The organism is Campylobacter sp. RKI_CA19_01121 (genome assembly GCF_025771295.1).
Taxonomy (GTDB): domain Bacteria; phylum Campylobacterota; class Campylobacteria; order Campylobacterales; family Campylobacteraceae; genus Campylobacter_D.
Genome location: NZ_JAKMQA010000006.1, coordinates 20309 through 36548 on the forward strand (window position 1 = coordinate 20309; position 16240 = coordinate 36548).

Sequence of the window (16240 nt, forward strand, 5' to 3'; positions counted from 1 at the left end):
TTTAAATATTATTTTCTTTATAAAAATGTATAAGTTTTTGCGCTATGGCTGCTTCGTCTAAATTTTGATTTTCTTTTTGGTTTAAAAACTCCATTGTAGCGCTTAATCTTTTTGCGCTAATAAAACCAGGATAATTTAGCAAAGTTTGACTGTTTTTGTTTAAAATTACAATAGTAGGGGTGGCTACTATATCATAAATACTAGAAAGTTCAGCTGTACTTAAGTCGCTTTTGTGGTTTTTATAAAATGTATGAATTTTTTTATAGCTTATATTTATATAATATGAGCTGTATTTTTCTTTTATAAGTTCTTGTATTTTTTTATCATTTTTAATCTCTTCTTTTAATTTATCACAATAAAGACAATGATTTGCGCTGAAAATGATTAAAATATTTTTATCACCACTTTTTATATTTGTATTATCTTTAAATAAATGAGCTATTTCTTCATAAGATTTTTTATCTAAATCATTTGCTTTTTGTAAATTTTCTTTAGAAAATTGTGTACCGCTTGAGATTAAATTAGAATCAAGTTTTTCTTCATTAGAACATGCTATAAAAAAAATACTTAAAAAACTAAGTGTGAGTATTGTTTTAAACATTTAAAATCCTTGAAAAAGTTAGGAAAAGTCCTTATTCGCTATTATAGCGAATAAGGTTATAAGATAGTGTTAAAGAAAGTATAAAGCATTAAAAATAAAAACACCAAACCAGTGATTAGCATTGCAAATCCTGCAAGTTTAGCTAGCCATTGATATGCTTTAAAATTACTTTTATTTTCATATAAAGTGTTTAATTTTCCACTTTCTTTTAAGCGTTTATACCATACGCTTCTTTCTTGTTTAATCTCTTCTTCACTAACATTTCCTGAGAAAATCACCATATCCATAGGGAAGCGATCTGCTCTAAAATGTGTATTAAAGAAGTGAATTGCAAAAATAAATCCTGTAGCAAGTAAAGCTTCGTCAGAGTGAAGTAGGGTTGCTAAGTTGATTGCTTCACCTGGTAAAAATTTACCAAAGAAAGCAGGAAACCATAAAATAAGCCCTGAAATACCAATGATAAACATACCCCAAAATACTGCTAGATAATCAAATTTTTCCCAATAAGTCCAGCGGTCAAATTGTGGTCTTGGCCCAAAACCAAAGAACCATTTAAAATGATCTTTCATATCTTTAAAATCTTGCCAATTTGGCATTAAAGAATCAGGCCCAAAAGTAGCTTTTAAAACTTTCATAAAGCTTATTTTACCAGTGATTGGATCCCTTGCTACATCACGGCGTTTCCAATTTACAATGATGATTTCTCCAATGTGAGAGAAAAATACTGCAAACATTACTATGGCTGAAATATGATGTATGGTTGCTGCATTAATGATATCTCCACCCATTAAATCAATCATAGGTTTAGCCCACGCTGAATCATAGAATTTTTGCGGTAAGCCTGAGAATGCAAGACCCAAAAAGCTAGCTGCCATAAAGAAATGCTGAATTCTATGGAAAGTACTGAATCTTCTTACTCTTACTTTATCTTCATGTGCTGCTTTTCTTGCTTCTTTCCATTCTTTAGGATATTTTATACGCATAGCAATTAAGCGCAAGCACCAAAGTATAGTATGAGCTCCAAAGAAAACAAACACAGAAATCACTAAAATAGTCATAAATATATAAGCACCATGTAATCCAGGATATTTTTCGCCATCGCTATGATCAGCATGTGCCATCCAATTTGCGAAATTTTCATTTGCATTTGGGTGACATGTTTTACAAGTTTGAACACGGTTAATTGGCGAGAGGGTTGAGCTTCTTTCGCTTGATTTTAAAATATTGTGTTTGCCATGACAATCAGAGCAAGTAGCAACACTTGGAGTTTCACCTGGAGTGCTTAAAAACATACCTTTACCATGGAAAGTCATATGAAAAGTCATGCTTTTTTGTTTATGACATTGTGCGCATTTTTGATCGACTAATTGTTTTTGTGAATAAATTCCTGAATGTTTTGGAGTAATATGAATAGAGTGACAAGTCGCACAAGATGGTTTTTCTTTTTTCTTTTGCATATCTTGAGCAGGTAAGAATTTTTCTACCCCATGAGCGCTTTTTGCTAAAGCATTGCTTGCTTTTTCATGGCAAGTTGCGCATTTTTGATTGATTAAGTTTTTACTTGCTGCAATATCAACTCTAATGCCTTTGCCTTTTTGAGCATGACAATCACGACAAGATGGGGTATTGCTAAATTTAAATCTTGAGTGAATAGTATCTTTAAATTCGATAATTTCTTTAGCTTTTTCCCATTTAACTGTGTCTATTTTTTCAACTTTTCTACCTGAAGTTATCCATGATTCAATGCCATCAAGCATTACAACAGAGTTCTTATAGCCAAGTTCTATAGCAACTGCAGCAGCTTGAGAAGCTTCAAATCTAAAACGATTTAAACCATAAAATACTAAATTTGCATTTTTATCATTAGGTAGTAAATTTTGCCAATTTTCCACATAGGTTGATATGGAATTAGGTATATAGCCATTAGCTTGTCTATCTTGCTCTGAATTGACATCAAAAAAATAAGTATTGTTTTGATCTAGCATTTCTTGAGCTTGCGCTAAGCTAATGCTTTTTACACCTTCTATTGAGCCTATTTCTCCATTAGCCTCAGCAAAAATAAATCCTGATGGCATAAAAAGAGTAAAAAGGACAATAAAAAGTCGAGTGATTAAATTTTTCAAGACTAGCTCCTTATTTTAAGGAAGAATTTTTCATTCTTCCTTTGTTTTTATTTACCATTTAGGATATTTTGTGCTTCTTGGATATAAATTAAAGCTTCTTCTATGATTTTCTTAGAATAAGCAGGTCCATGAACACCCCAAGAACCATCTTTTTCTAGTCTATCAGCTATGGCTTGAGCTTGATTAGTTAAGATTAGCACTTTTGATTTTTGCTCTACTGAAAGTTTGGTTTTTTCAGCAAAAGTTTTATCAATATTTGCTATGCCTTTTCTAATTTTCTCATAGCCTTCTTTAACAGGGTTTTGCCACTGCATTACTTTATCATAAATCATTTCTTGATTGCTAAAGTGAAGTTTTTCAGGCAAGGTTGATTGCACAGGGCTATGACAACCACTTGCACCAGGACCCATTAGATTAATATCACTAAAACTAGTTCTACCACAACTCCACATTAAATCAAGGAAAAATCTACCTTCATCATCTCTAGCTATAGTCCAACCACCAACTTTAGGTGATCTTTCTTTGCCTTCTGGTGGGTTAAGTGTTTTTGCGGTTTTGTCTACTTTGATATTCCATATATGAGAGGCTCTAACATTATCAAATCCACCTTTGTCAGGGTTTTGAACTGCTCCAAAATTTTCACAACTCATCATATTTGGCATGTGACAAGCTGTACAGCTATCTTTTGCGTGAATTCCACCTTTTTTAAAAAAGCTAGCTTGGGTTTCATGGCAATCTTTGCAAGTTTTTTTAAGTTTTGTTTTAGTATAACCGCTTTTCCAATCATTAAAAGTTACTTCATGTGGATCATGACAAGTATTACATCTCATACCCTTATCATAGTGCGCTGAAGAATACATTTGAGCACCTTCTGTTCCACATGCAGGACAACTTGATTTAAAATACGCATTGAAAGGTTTTCTAGGATTGATTTTAGCCTCGGTTTCATTATATGAAAATCTTTGATGACATCTTTCGCAATTTGATGGCATACCCGCACCTCTTGCTCCATAAAGATGCGCTCCAGCCCCGTGGCATTCCTCGCAAGTAATACCTTTTGAGATGGTATGTTTTTGAAGTTCTTTTGGATTACCTAGTGCTTTGTAAAATTCTTCCTTATTTTTAAAGTCAAATTTAAAAGTATGACAGGTTTCACAATATGCAGTTGCAGGCTGGAAAACTGCTTTTTCTTTATAAGTTGCAGCATAAGAGTTTGTTCCCCATACTTGAGAACCATTTCCTCCAAAATCTTCCATTTTGGTAGGAAAACCAGGTGCAAATGCAGCTATCTTTTGTGCCATTTCAGGGGTTAAAAACTCACTCCAAAGTCTTGAAAATTGATTGCCTCCAGCGGTTAATTTACCACTTAAATCACTCAAATTTCCATCTTCAACATGGTATGTTCCACGCACAAGCCATCTATCTATAAAACCATATTTTGTTCTTGGTGTTCCAATGAGAGCATAAACATCATTTGGATAAATTCCATCAGGTAAAATAGTAGCTTGAGAGTTATACATAGGTTTTTTCAAGCCTTCAGCTCCACCAACTTCTTCCATTTCATGCGGAAAACGCACGGTTTTTGCATGGCGAGAACGCTTCCAAGAAGCATATTGAGCAGGATGGCATTCGCCACATTTTTTTGGACCCACAAATTTGTTTGGAAAATCCAAAAAAGATTCATAAGGCAAGCGATAAGTAATAGAAGCTTGTTTTAAATCATGCTCAGTAGCAAATTTAGCCCCATTTTGATTTAAAACCCAGTTTTCTGTTCTATCACTATGAGTAAATTTACCTACCAAACGCCCTTCTTTTTCATATTTAAAAATAGGGTGATGTTTGTAAAGATAGTCAAAAAATGCATCCTCTTGAGCTACATAACCATCAAGAGTTCTAGGCTCTGAAGAAGCAAAAGCTTGCGAACTTAAACTTATACCTAAGGCTAAACAGGCATAGGTAGCAACCTTAGCTAATTTGTGTTTCATAACTTCCCTTTCGCGTGTTTTGTTAAAAGATAAAAATACTCTTATTTATTATCTATTAACTATTAAAGTATAATTGTGACTATTTTTTAATAAAAATTAACTTAAAATATATTTATATTTATTTTTTATTAATTTAAATAATAAAAATTATCATATAGAAAAAGAAGTTATTTGCTAAATACTAAATTCTACTTATAGTCCCCACTACCTTACCCACGATTAAAAAATCGCCATTTTGATAATGTACATCTGCATAACTTAGATTAAAAGAGTGTAGATAAACCCCGCCTTTATTACTTTTAAAAATTTGTTTGATAAATAAACCATCTCGAGTATTTACTGCAAAAACTCCGCCTTCTTTAAAGCTTTTACTTTTATCTACTAAACACAAAGAATCATCTTTGATTTCAGGCTCCATACTATCGCCTATACAAGGGATGATATCACAATCTTTTGAGTCAAAAAAATCACTTAGTTTTTCATCTATAATCACTTCTGAAAAACTCACATTATCATTTAAAGCTCCACCTCCCATAGAAGCATTAACATCATAATATTTTAAGACATTATAGTTTAAATCAAGTGCTGGAGTATTGCTCTCAAGGGAATCTTCATAAAAAAATGCATTGATATTGATATTTCTTTCATTTAAAAAATGAAGTATTTGCTTATAAGGTATGGAATTTCTAAATTTCATACTATAAAAGGTATCAGGATTGATATTTAGCATTTTAGCCACATCAGAATCTTTGGCGTTTTTTATACCTTCTTTTTGGAGTATAAATTTAAGTTTATCAGTAATTTCATTCATTTGCATAAAAATCCTTTTAAATAAAAAGTATTTTAGCAAATTTACTTTTATTTTGCAAGAATTCTTTTAAATTAAAAGATATTTAGCTTCCAAATTTACGGAAGCTAAATATTATTTATTAATTAAGCTTTTGATGTATTGATCTACCATATATAAGCCATTGCCATTATCGCTTATGAGTTTGATTTTATCTACTATACCTCTAAAAAGCGCTTCTTCTTCGTGCTGTTCGCTTACGTACCATTGCAAGAAATTAAAAGTTGAATAATCTTTACTTGAAAGCATAAAATCTACAAGATTATTAATAGAAGCGGTAATGCTTTGCTCATGCTCGAAAGTTTTTTCAAATACATCAAGTAATGATTTAAAATCACTATCAGGTTTTTTAACTTCTTTTAATTCTACTTTAGAATCAGTTTCATTTAAATAAGTGATGAGTTTTCTTGCATGATCACTTTCTTCTCTTGCATGCTCAAATAAAAACGCCCCAGCACCATCAAAACTATGCTCATAGCACCATGAACTCATACTCAAATACAAATTTGCTGCATACATTTCTTTATTGATTTGCTCGTTTAATAAAGCCACTACTTCTTTAGATAGCATTTTTTCTCCTTATGAATTATTTTTGTTATATTAGTTAGAACTACATTAAAAATACATTAATAAGCGTATTCATAAAATTATAAATTAATACTAAAAGAAAAAACACTACCTTTTTGCGGGTTAGATTGAATTTTTAAAGAACTTTTGTGTAAAGTGAGTATTTTTTTAACTAAAAATAATCCTAGTCCAAAAGAGTTGTTGTGTGTTGAGTTTGCTTTGTAGAATTTTTTTGTTATAAATTTAAGGTGTTTTTCTTCTATGCCTATACCTTGGTCTATGATAGTAAAATTTTGATTTTTTATGATGATTAGTACCTCTTTTTTACTGTATTTTAGAGCATTATCTATTAGATTAATGATAACTTGTTCTATGAGAAATTTATCCGCTTTGATAAAGCTTGTTTGGCCTTGAAATTTCAACCTATCATCTCTAAAACTTTCTAATAAATTTTTACTTAAAGCATATAGATCGAATTTTTCTAAATTTAAAGAATCAAAATTAAGATTAAAAACAAAATTGAGTTTATGTGTTAGTTGGTTGATTTTTACGCTTTGTTTGTGAATTTTTTCAAGTAAAAATAATTTCATATTTCCATCATTAGTTTCTTTTAAAGATTGCAAGCTCAAATCTATAACGCTTATAGGGTTTTTAAGCTCATGTGATATAGCGCTGATTACATTGCTTAATTGGGTGTTTTTGGTTTGAATTTTCTTAGCTTGTTTTTTGTTTTTTAATTCTTGCTTGATGAGTAATTTTTTAATTTTCAATAAGCGTAAATTTAAATTTTTTAATTCATAAACGAAATTATATTTTAAAATGAAATTAGTATTTGATTTTATACTTTTAACAAACAATAATAATTCTTGAAAATAATTTTTGAAAAAATAAAACACAATAAAATAAAACACAACAAGTACAAGTAAAAAGAAAGAAAAAATAATAATATTTTTAATCCAAAAATTTTGCACCAAAGAATGTATTTTAGGATATACAATAATGATGTATTGATAGTTTTTATAAGCATAAGCTTTAAAATAAATTTCTTTTTGCTTATAAAAATCATGGGTAAAATTAGACTTAAAATGTTTTAGAAAATAAGAATAATCTTTTAATGATGAAAAAATATCATCATTTTGTTTAATGATAAAATCTGCTCTAGTATTTTGAGCAAATTGCTTGATATTATTGGAATTTAGTGTATCTAATAACTGAAATTGTAAAACATCATTGAGTGTTTTTAGTTTTTGCTCATAAGTATTTTTTACCGTAGTATTGATATAGCTTTCATTGAAAAAATAAAACAATATAAAAAAAGCAATACAAAAAAATCCAAGTGTAAAAAGGAAAAATGTTTTTATTTTTAGCACAATTTATAACCCACCGAGCGCACTGAAATGATATTTTCCTTAATTTGTGGAATTTTTTGTTTTAATCTTAAAATAGCTGTATTGATTGTCTTATCGCTTGTTGTGTCATTTTTCCATACTTGCTCACTTAAAAATTGACGGCTTAGAAGTTGATTTTTGTGATTAAAAAAACACTTGAGTAATTCCACATCTAGGGTTGATAAATTTTCAAATGTATTTGTTTTATAGGTTAATTTTCTCTCTTCTATATATAAGGTAAAATCTTGATAAGAAATTTGTTCTTTTGGAATTTTATTTCTTTTAGTTACAGCTTTAATTCTAAATAAAAGCTCATTAAAATCAAAGGGTTTACATATATAATCATCACAGCCTTGCTCAAAACCTTCTAAAATATCTTTTTGTAAAGTCTTTGCGCTAAGAAAAATCACAGGCTCCATATAACCTTTTTTTCTTAATTGTTTTATCATCTCTACACTATCACCACTTGGTAAATTTCTATCCATGATGATTAAGTCTATTTCGTTTGTATCTAGAAAATATTCTAAGTCAAAAAAATCAAAATAACTATAAATTTTTATATTTTCTTGGCTAAGTCTTAGTGTGATTAATTCGTTTAAGTCTTTATCATCTTCTATCAAAATAATATTTAACATATAAAAATTATATCAAAAAATACATGTATCCAAAATGTTTCCAAGTTTTTTTAAATTTTCATTACTTTTTAACTAAGGAGAAAAAATGAAAAAACTTTTAGCTTTAAGTATGGCTTGCTTTGTTAGTTTAGAAGCAGTAGAATTAAAAATAGCAGGTTCATCTACTGTCTATCCTTTTACTTCTTTTGTTGCTGAAGAATATGCTGTTATAAAAAATACAAAAACACCTATAGTTGAAAGTCTTGGCACAGGCGGTGGTTTTAAAGTGTTTTGCGAGGGAATTACTGATATTTCTAATGCTTCAAGAGCAATTAAGCCAAGTGAATTTGAAACTTGTAAAAAATCAGGTGTGAGTGATATAGTCGGGATTATGATAGGTTATGATGGCATAGTTTTAGCTCAAAATAAAATCAATGCTCCGTTAAATATAAGCTTACATGAGTTATTTTTAGCTTTGGCTAAAGAAATTCCGCAAGATGGAAAATTAGTCCCAAATCCTTATACAAATTGGCAACAAATCAATAAAAATCTACCAAATAGAAAAATTACAATCTATGGTCCCCCATCAAGTTCAGGAACAAGAGATAGTATAGAAGAGCTTGTAATGGTAGATATTTCTAAAAAAATTCCTGAATATAAAGGTGCATATAAAACTATACGCCAAGATGGAGCATTTATACCAAGCGGTGAAAATGATAATTTAATTGTTTCAAAACTTTCTGTTGATAAAGAAGCTTTTGGGCTTTTTGGATACGGATTTTTAGCTAGCAATGATGATAAGATTAATGCTGCTTACATTGATGGTGTAAAAGCTGATGAGAAGAATATTTCCGAAGGAAAATATAAACTAGCTCGTTCTTTGTTTATATATATGAATGCTAAGAAAAATCCAGAAGTATTTGAATTTGCAAAAATTTACATGAGTGGTGATTTAGCTAAAAGCGGAGCAGAATTAGAAAAAATAGGATTAGTTCCTTTGGATGAAAAAACTTTAGAACAAACCCAAAAACATATAGAAGAAAAAGGTTTATTAACTGATGAGCTTGTTAAAGCAGGGAAAGTTTTTTGATTTAGGATGAAAAATTGATAAAAGAAAAAATAATAAAATTAACACTTTTTCTTTGTGCTTTTGTTAGTGTAGTAGTAAGCTTTGCTATTATGCTAACGATTTTAATCGAGGCATTAAAATTTTTTCAAAAAGAAAGTGTATTAACTTTTTTATTCTCAAGTCAGTGGGCAGCAGATGCTGCATTTGTAGGTGCTGATGGAAGTAGTAAGCATGGGGTTTTTGGTGCTTTGAGTTTATTTTGGGGAACTTTTTATATTTCATTAATAGCAATGCTAACAGCCTTACCTTTAGGTGTAATGTGTGCTATTTATCTTGGAGTATTTGCAGGTAAAAAATCTAAAAACTATTTAAAACCTATTTTGGAAATCATAGCAGGAATTCCTACTGTAGTTTTTGGATTTTTCGCAGCCATAGTTGTAGCTCCTTTTATAGTGTGGTTTTTTTCTCTTTTTGGTATCAAAGCTAGTTTTCAAAGCGCCCTAGGTGCAGGTTTTATCATGGGTATTATGATAGTTCCTATAGTAGCTTCACTCTCACAAGATTGCATTGAAGCTGTAAGTTCAAAAAGGATAAATGGAGCTTATGCTTTAGGTATGACTAAAAAAGAAGTCGTATTTGCAGTAATTTTACCAGAAGCAATGCCAGGTATAGTTGCAGCTTGTCTTTTAGGACTTTCAAGAGCTTTAGGTGAAACGATGATTGTTGTTATGGCTGCTTCATTGCGTCCAAATTTAACAATGAATTTTTTAGAAGATATGACAACAGTGACTGTAAAAATAGTAGAAGCATTAAGTGGTGATCAAGCTTTTGATAGTTCTTTAGCTTTAAGTGCATTTTCTTTAGGGCTTGTGCTTTTTATTATCACATTAATCATTAATATTTTTAGCGTTTATTTGATAAATCGCTTCCATAAAAGGAAAAATTTATGAAAAAACTTTTTAAACAAAGAAAAAAAGCTTCAAAAAATTTCAAAAGATTCTGTAAAATGGGGCTTTATATAAACCTTATTTTTCTTTGTATTTTTTTATCAAGTGTAGGGTATCTTGGGATAGGAGCTTTTAAGCAAACTTACATTTATGCCCAGGCTGATAGAAATAGCCCTTCATATGAGCTTTTATCGCGTGCTGAACAAAGGAAAATAAGAACGGGTCAAATCAAAGAAAAATCTTGGCTTTTAGCAAATTCTGAAGTTGATCAATATATGAAAAAAAACTACAATAAACTAAGCGATGAACAAAAAACTTTAGTTGATGAATTAGTTCAAAAGCAAGAAATCAAACTAAGTTTTAACACAAATTTTTTCCTTAATGGAGATTCTAAATCACCTGAAAATTCAGGAATCTTTGCTTCTGTGGTTGGAACTTTACTTGTGATGATAGTTTGTATGGTTGTAAGTATCCCAATAGGAGTTGGAGCAGCTATTTATTTAGAAGAATTTGCTCCGCAAAATGTATTTACGCATTTTATAGAAGTGTGTATTAATAACCTTGCAAGTATTCCTAGTATTTTATTTGGACTTTTAGGACTTGGGGTGTTTATTAATCTTTTTGGGATGCCTCGTTCTAGTGCTTTAGTTGGAGGATTAACTTTGGCTATTATGAGCTTGCCTATTATTATTGTTTCAACTAAAGCTGCCTTAAAAAGTGTGGATATTAATATGAAAAATGCAGCATATGCTTTAGGCATGACTAAAATTCAAATGATAAAAGGCATTATGCTACCTTTGGCAATGCCTATGATTTTAACAGGTTCTATTTTAACTTTAGCTCAAGCTATTGGCGAAACCGCACCTTTGATGATTATAGGTATGATAGCTTTTATACCTGATGTGGCAAATAGTGTTTTTGCGCCAACAAGTGTTTTACCTGCTCAAATTTTTTCATGGTCAGCTATGCCAGAGCGTGCATTTTTAGAAAGAACAGCAGCAGGGATTATAGTACTTTTATCTCTTTTGGTGATTTTAAATTTAGCAGTAATACTTTTAAGAAGATATTTTCAAGGAAAATTAAAATGATAGCAAAAACAACAAATCTAAATTTATTTTATGGTAAAAAACAAGCTTTATTTGATATTAATATGGAAATTCAAAAAAATAAAATCACAGCTTTAATAGGTGCTTCAGGCTGTGGAAAATCCACATTTTTGCGTTGTTTTAATAGGATGAATGACAAAATAGCAAAAGTAGATGGACTTGTTGAGATTGATGGCAAAGATGTTAAAAATCAAGATTTAGTTGTGCTTAGAAAAAAAGTCGGAATGGTATTTCAACAACCTAATGTTTTTGTAAAAAGCATTTATGATAATATTTCTTATGCACCAAAACTCCATGGGATGATCAAAAACAAAGATGAAGAAGATGCTTTGGTGGAAGATTGTCTTAAAAAAGTAGGGCTTTTTGAAGAGGTTAAAGATAAACTAAAACAAAATGCTCTAGCACTTTCAGGTGGTCAGCAGCAACGCCTTTGTATTGCAAGAGCTTTGGCTATAAAGCCAAAATTATTACTTTTAGATGAACCAACTTCTGCACTTGATCCTATATCTTCAAGTGTTATAGAAGAGCTTATTAAAGAATTAAGTCATAATCTTTCCATGATCATGGTAACACATAACATGCAACAAGCTAAGCGCGTGGCTGATTATACTGCGTTTTTTCATTTAGGAGAGCTTGTAGAATTTGGAGAGAGTAAAGAATTTTTTGAAAATCCTAAAGAAGAAAAAACAAAAGCTTATTTAAATGGAGCTTTTGGATAATTTTTATTTATTTAGAAATTTTGATGATATAATTAATCAAAATTTCTAAAAGGCTTAATATGCTTAAAAATGAAACTTATTTCATAGACACTTGTGATGATGTAGAACTTGGTATAAAAAGAGAAAGTAAATTAGAATACAAAATCACTTATGATGATAGTAAGCAAATGAAAGCTATTGTTTGTATTATTTCTGGATTTGGAGATGATGCAAATAGTGATTATAGAAGACATTTAGCTGAAACCATTTGTAGTAATTTTGATGTAATTGTGCTTAGTGTTGAATATCATTGTATTGGTTCAAGATTAAATAACGGTGCAAAAATAGTATTTGATAATATAGATGAATTTATACTAGAGCATTCATGCAAAGCTTTTGGTGTAAAATGGAAAGATTTTTCCTATGATGGTTTAAAATATATAGACCAGCAGATGATTGAATTAAAATCAACAAACAAAATTCACAATCAAAGTAAAATTCAACTTAGTGCCACTTTAAAACCAACTAAAAATGAGTATCAAAATTTTGGCATCATGCAAGCAATAGATATATCTAATGCTATATTACATGTGGAAAAAAATATGGGGGGGGTGTACCAGTAATTTTAATTGGTAGTTCTCATGGGGGATATTTAGCAAATTTATGTGCTAAAATAAGTCCTTGGGTTGTAGATGCCATAATAGATAATTCCTCTTATACTCTTACACCTCTTGCATATTTGGGTTTTGCCAAGGAAATTGATTATGTTAAGAATTATGAAAATTATATAAATTATTCTGAAAATATTGATTTGTTTTTATTTACTAAAAGTTTTTGGACATCCAATCAATACTCTCCTTGTTATTTTTCTAATGCAAGAAAAAATATTAGAGATATTTTAAATTATGAACATTTAAAACTTCAATCAAGTTATAGAAAAATTCCTTATATTAGTTATCATAGTATATATGATACTATAGCTCCATTTAAAGATAAGAAAGAATTATATGGGTTTTTAGGTGAATTAGGATTTGATGTTTGTTTATATGAAATTAATTGTGAAAAACAAATAGATGGTAGATTGATTAAAAATTTAAATCACGGATTAGGAATGTCAATAAAAACTTTAGTCAAAAAACACTTACCACAAATTCTACAAGAACCTTTAAAAGATAAAACTTGTAAAAAAGAAATCTCATATAAGTGTGATGATTTAATATATACTTTTAAAGAGGAAAATGAGCAGATTGTTTTAAGTATATTAAATTCAAATTAATATTATTTATTTTGTAAAAAGTAATTTTTAAGTAAAATTACTTTTTACTTTCAAAAGATTATTATCAAAAAGAGTATTCATGGCAAGCAAACAACTTTCACTCAAGCATCTTAGTATGCCTATATTACTTGAAATGTTTTTAAGATATTTTTCTTTGATTATCAACACTGTGATGGTTTCGCAGTATTCTAACTTTTTAGTTGGAGCCATGGGTGCGGGTAATCAAGTAGCAGATTTATTTATCATTATTTTTAGTTTTTTAAGTGTAGGTTGTAGTGTAGTGATTGCTCAAGCTTTAGGAGCTAAAGATTACACTTTAGCAAGAAAAGCAATTCATCAAAGTTTATTTTTAAATGCCTTGCTTGGTTTTGTCTGTGGAAGTTTGATTTTATGGCATGGAGAGTTTTTACTCTATCTTTTGCAAATTCCAAATGAGCTTTTAAAAGATAGTGCGATTTACTTGCACATGCTTGGAATTTGTCTGTTTTTTGACGCTATGGGTATAGTTTTGGCTGCTATTATTAGGGTGTATAATATGGCTTATTGGGTTATGTTTACTACCTTATTGATGAATGTTGTGATATTTATAGGAAATTTTTATGTATTACATTTTACAAAGTTAGAGCTTTTTGGAGTAGGGCTTAGTAATATACTTGGGCGTTTGGTAGCCTTTAGTATGCTTATAGCAATACTTAGTTTTAAGCTCAAAATTCATCTTAAAATCAAAGAGATGATAAACCTTGAAAAAGTAGTACTTAAAAAGATTTTTAATATCGGTGGTTTTGCAGCAGGAGAGCATTTGATATGGTTTATACAATACACCATAGCTTTTGCTTTTGTAGCAAGTTTAGGTAAAGAAAACTTAAGTGTTCAAACAATTTATTTTCAAATTTCTTTACTTATCATGCTAGTAGGACAAGCCATAAGCGTGGCAAATGAAATTATCATAGGTAAATTAGTCGGCGCAAAATACTTAAATGTAGCCTATAAACATACTTGGATAGCTTTATATTTTAGCGTGATAGCAAGTGCTTTTGTAGCTTTGCTTAATTATGTTTTGCAAGATTTTACCATGGGTGTGGTAAAGCTTGAAGAAAGTTTAAAAGAACTTATGATACCACTTTTTACTCTTTCAATTTTCTTAGAAATCTCAAGAACTTTTAATATAGTCATGGTGAATTCGCTAAGAGCAAGTGGTGATGCGAGATTTCCGTTTTTAAGTGGAGTGGTGTTTATGCTCGGGGTTTCTTTACCGGTTGGTTACGTGCTTTGTTTTTATGCTGGACTTGGAATTTTAGGAGTTTGGATAGGTTTTTGTGCAGATGAGTTTTTGCGCGGTATTGTAAATTCATATAGATGGAAAAGTAAAAAATGGCAAGGCAAATCACTAGTATAAAAGGAATTTTAGAATTTAAAGAATTTCGTTTTGCTTTTGAAAAGAAAAAACTTAAATATCTAAGACTTAGGATAGATAGGGATTTAAATTTCAAACTTAGCATACCGCTATATTATGAACAAAGAGATGTTTTAAGATTTTTAGAAAAAAATGAAAGCTGGATTAGAGCTAAAGAAAAAGAACTTTCTTTAAAAAGAGTAGTTTTAGCAAGTGATGAATTGTATTTTTTAGGTAAAAAATACAAGCTAGTTTTTAATGAAAATCATAAAAAAGTTCTCATAAAAAAAGATAAAATCTTTGCAAAAAATCAAAAAGCCTTAGATCTTTTTTTAAGGCGTAGTGCTAGGGTGATTTTTGAATATCTTATAAAAAAATGGCAATTTATCCACAAGAGAAAGGTGCAAAGAATTTGTATTAAAGAAATGATTTCAAGATGGGGTTCTTGCAATCATCAAAAAGCATATATAAACTTAAATTTAAAACTCATGCAAAAACCTATAAAAGCTATAGAATATGTGATTTTACATGAACTTACACATTTAATCTACCCACATCATCAAAAAGAATTTTATGATTTTTTACATAAATTAATGCCTGATTACAAGACAAGAGAGGTTTTTCTAAAAAGTCTTATTTTTTAACAAAAATTTATTTTAATTTAAAAAATCATTTATTAAAATAAATTGTTTTTAAATATCTTTTAAAGGAAAAACAATGAAAAGAAGAAATTTGTTAAAAGTAGGTGCTCTTGGTTTAGCTGCTATGCTTTTTAGCGGTGTGGCTTTAAATGCTAATGATGTGGTTAATTTTCCAAAAGATAAGCAAAAAGCTTTATTGCTCTCAAGTTCAGGCTATAAAGACACTGGGTATTTAAACCATGCTTTACCTTGGCTTAAAGAATTTGTTGAAAAAAATAACTTAAAAGGCAAAAAAGTAGCATTTATACCTTATGCAGGTGTTAGAAAAACTTATGAACAATATGAAGCACAAGTTGCTAAAGCTTTAGAAAGTTTAGGACTTCAAATAATTAGTGTACATAGAGGTAATGCTGTTGATATTGTTAAAAGTGCTGATGCTATTTTTGTAGGAGGCGGAAATACTTTTGAACTTGTAAATCAACTTTACAATAATAACCTAGTTGAACTCATCGCAAAAAGAGTAAGTGAGGGTGTGCCTTATGTTGGTTGGTCAGCAGGCTCAAACGTAGCAGGTGTAACTATGATGACAACTAATGATATGCCTATAGTCGAACCAAAATCATTCAATACTTTTAATATCTTCCCTCATCAAATCAACCCACATTTTATCTCAGGCAAACCAGTAGGACACAATGGTGAAAGTCGTGAGGAAAGATTAGAAGAGTTTTTGATTGTTAATCCTAAAGTAGTTGTTTATGCTTTGCCTGAAGGTGTTGCATTATTACTTGATGGCAAAAAAGCAAAAGTTTTAGGTATGGATAAAAATACTCCACTTTTAAAACTTGAAAACAAAAAAGAAATTCAAAAAATCGCTATCGGTTCTGAATTTAACTACTAAAATAACAAGCTATCTATATTTTAGATAGCTTGTTTAAGCTTTCCTTAGAATTAAAATTGTTATATTTATGCTTTAAAAAATTTAATT

At 29.8% G+C, this 16240-nt stretch carries 16 protein-coding genes; 9 read left to right on the forward strand and 7 right to left on the reverse strand.

The features are described 5' to 3' along the window. Position 1 precedes the first annotated feature (1 nt). The 7 genes from L8T90_RS04000 to L8T90_RS04030 all read right to left on the reverse strand — a co-directional run bounded on the left by L8T90_RS04000 (position 2) and on the right by L8T90_RS04030 (position 8146). Positions 2-601 (reverse strand): SoxW family protein, encoded by a 600-nt coding sequence (locus tag L8T90_RS04000; RefSeq protein ID WP_263736793.1) that lies wholly within the window; start codon positions 599-601, stop codon positions 2-4. A gap of 56 nt (positions 602-657) precedes the next feature. Further along, positions 658-2676, reverse strand: a complete 2019-nt coding sequence (locus L8T90_RS04005) for a rhodanese-like domain-containing protein (RefSeq protein ID WP_412174999.1) — start codon at positions 2674-2676, stop codon at positions 658-660. A 95-nt stretch (positions 2677-2771) separates the two neighbouring features. Next, entirely contained in the window at positions 2772-4709 is a 1938-nt protein-coding gene (locus tag L8T90_RS04010) for a cytochrome c family protein (protein WP_263736795.1), read from the reverse strand. Positions 4710-4890: 181 nt separating this feature from the next. After that, entirely contained in the window at positions 4891-5526 is a 636-nt protein-coding gene (locus L8T90_RS04015) for a helix-turn-helix transcriptional regulator (protein WP_263736796.1), read from the reverse strand. Between the two features lie 105 nt (positions 5527-5631). Beyond that, positions 5632-6126, reverse strand: a complete 495-nt coding sequence (ftnA, locus tag L8T90_RS04020; RefSeq protein ID WP_012661514.1) for a non-heme ferritin — start codon at positions 6124-6126, stop codon at positions 5632-5634. A 77-nt stretch (positions 6127-6203) separates the two neighbouring features. Beyond that, entirely contained in the window at positions 6204-7430 is a 1227-nt protein-coding gene (locus L8T90_RS04025; RefSeq protein WP_263736797.1) for a sensor histidine kinase, read from the reverse strand. Positions 7431-7486: 56 nt separating this feature from the next. Further along, on the reverse strand, positions 7487-8146 hold the full coding sequence (locus L8T90_RS04030) for a response regulator transcription factor (protein WP_263736798.1): 660 nt from the start codon (positions 8144-8146) through the stop codon (positions 7487-7489). Between the two features lie 85 nt (positions 8147-8231). Here L8T90_RS04030 and L8T90_RS04035 point away from each other — a divergent pair, with 85 nt between their 5' ends. The 9 genes from L8T90_RS04035 (at position 8232) to pepE (ending at position 16153) form a co-directional block, all read left to right on the forward strand. After that, the gene (locus L8T90_RS04035; protein ID WP_263736799.1) at positions 8232-9215 is read left to right on the forward strand and encodes a substrate-binding domain-containing protein; all 984 of its coding nucleotides are present in this window, start codon (positions 8232-8234) and stop codon (positions 9213-9215) included. 14 nt (positions 9216-9229) lie between these two features. Next, positions 9230-10144 (forward strand): phosphate ABC transporter permease subunit PstC, encoded by a 915-nt coding sequence (gene pstC / locus L8T90_RS04040; protein ID WP_263706195.1) that lies wholly within the window; start codon positions 9230-9232, stop codon positions 10142-10144. Next, the gene (pstA, locus tag L8T90_RS04045) at positions 10141-11229 is read left to right on the forward strand and encodes a phosphate ABC transporter permease PstA (protein WP_263736800.1); all 1089 of its coding nucleotides are present in this window, start codon (positions 10141-10143) and stop codon (positions 11227-11229) included. Before pstC ends, pstA begins: the two co-directional genes overlap by 4 nt. After that, on the forward strand, positions 11226-11966 hold the full coding sequence (pstB, locus tag L8T90_RS04050; protein ID WP_263736801.1) for a phosphate ABC transporter ATP-binding protein PstB: 741 nt from the start codon (positions 11226-11228) through the stop codon (positions 11964-11966). The genes pstA and pstB overlap by 4 nt, the downstream gene beginning before the upstream one ends. 59 nt (positions 11967-12025) lie before the next feature. Then, the gene (locus L8T90_RS07880) at positions 12026-12568 is read left to right on the forward strand and encodes a DUF2920 family protein (RefSeq protein WP_318529933.1); all 543 of its coding nucleotides are present in this window, start codon (positions 12026-12028) and stop codon (positions 12566-12568) included. Positions 12569-12573: 5 nt separating this feature from the next. Continuing rightward, on the forward strand, positions 12574-13221 hold the full coding sequence (locus tag L8T90_RS07885; protein WP_318529936.1) for a DUF2920 family protein: 648 nt from the start codon (positions 12574-12576) through the stop codon (positions 13219-13221). A gap of 79 nt (positions 13222-13300) precedes the next feature. Beyond that, complete coding sequence (locus L8T90_RS04060) at positions 13301-14617, forward strand: MATE family efflux transporter (RefSeq protein WP_263736802.1); 1317 nt, start codon at positions 13301-13303, stop codon at positions 14615-14617. Next, positions 14593-15258 (forward strand): M48 family metallopeptidase, encoded by a 666-nt coding sequence (locus L8T90_RS04065; RefSeq protein WP_263736803.1) that lies wholly within the window; start codon positions 14593-14595, stop codon positions 15256-15258. The genes L8T90_RS04060 and L8T90_RS04065 overlap by 25 nt, the downstream gene beginning before the upstream one ends. A 73-nt stretch (positions 15259-15331) precedes the next feature. Next, positions 15332-16153, forward strand: coding sequence for a dipeptidase PepE (gene pepE / locus L8T90_RS04070; protein ID WP_263736804.1), 822 nt, complete (start codon positions 15332-15334; stop codon positions 16151-16153). Positions 16154-16240: the final 87 nt, after the last annotated feature.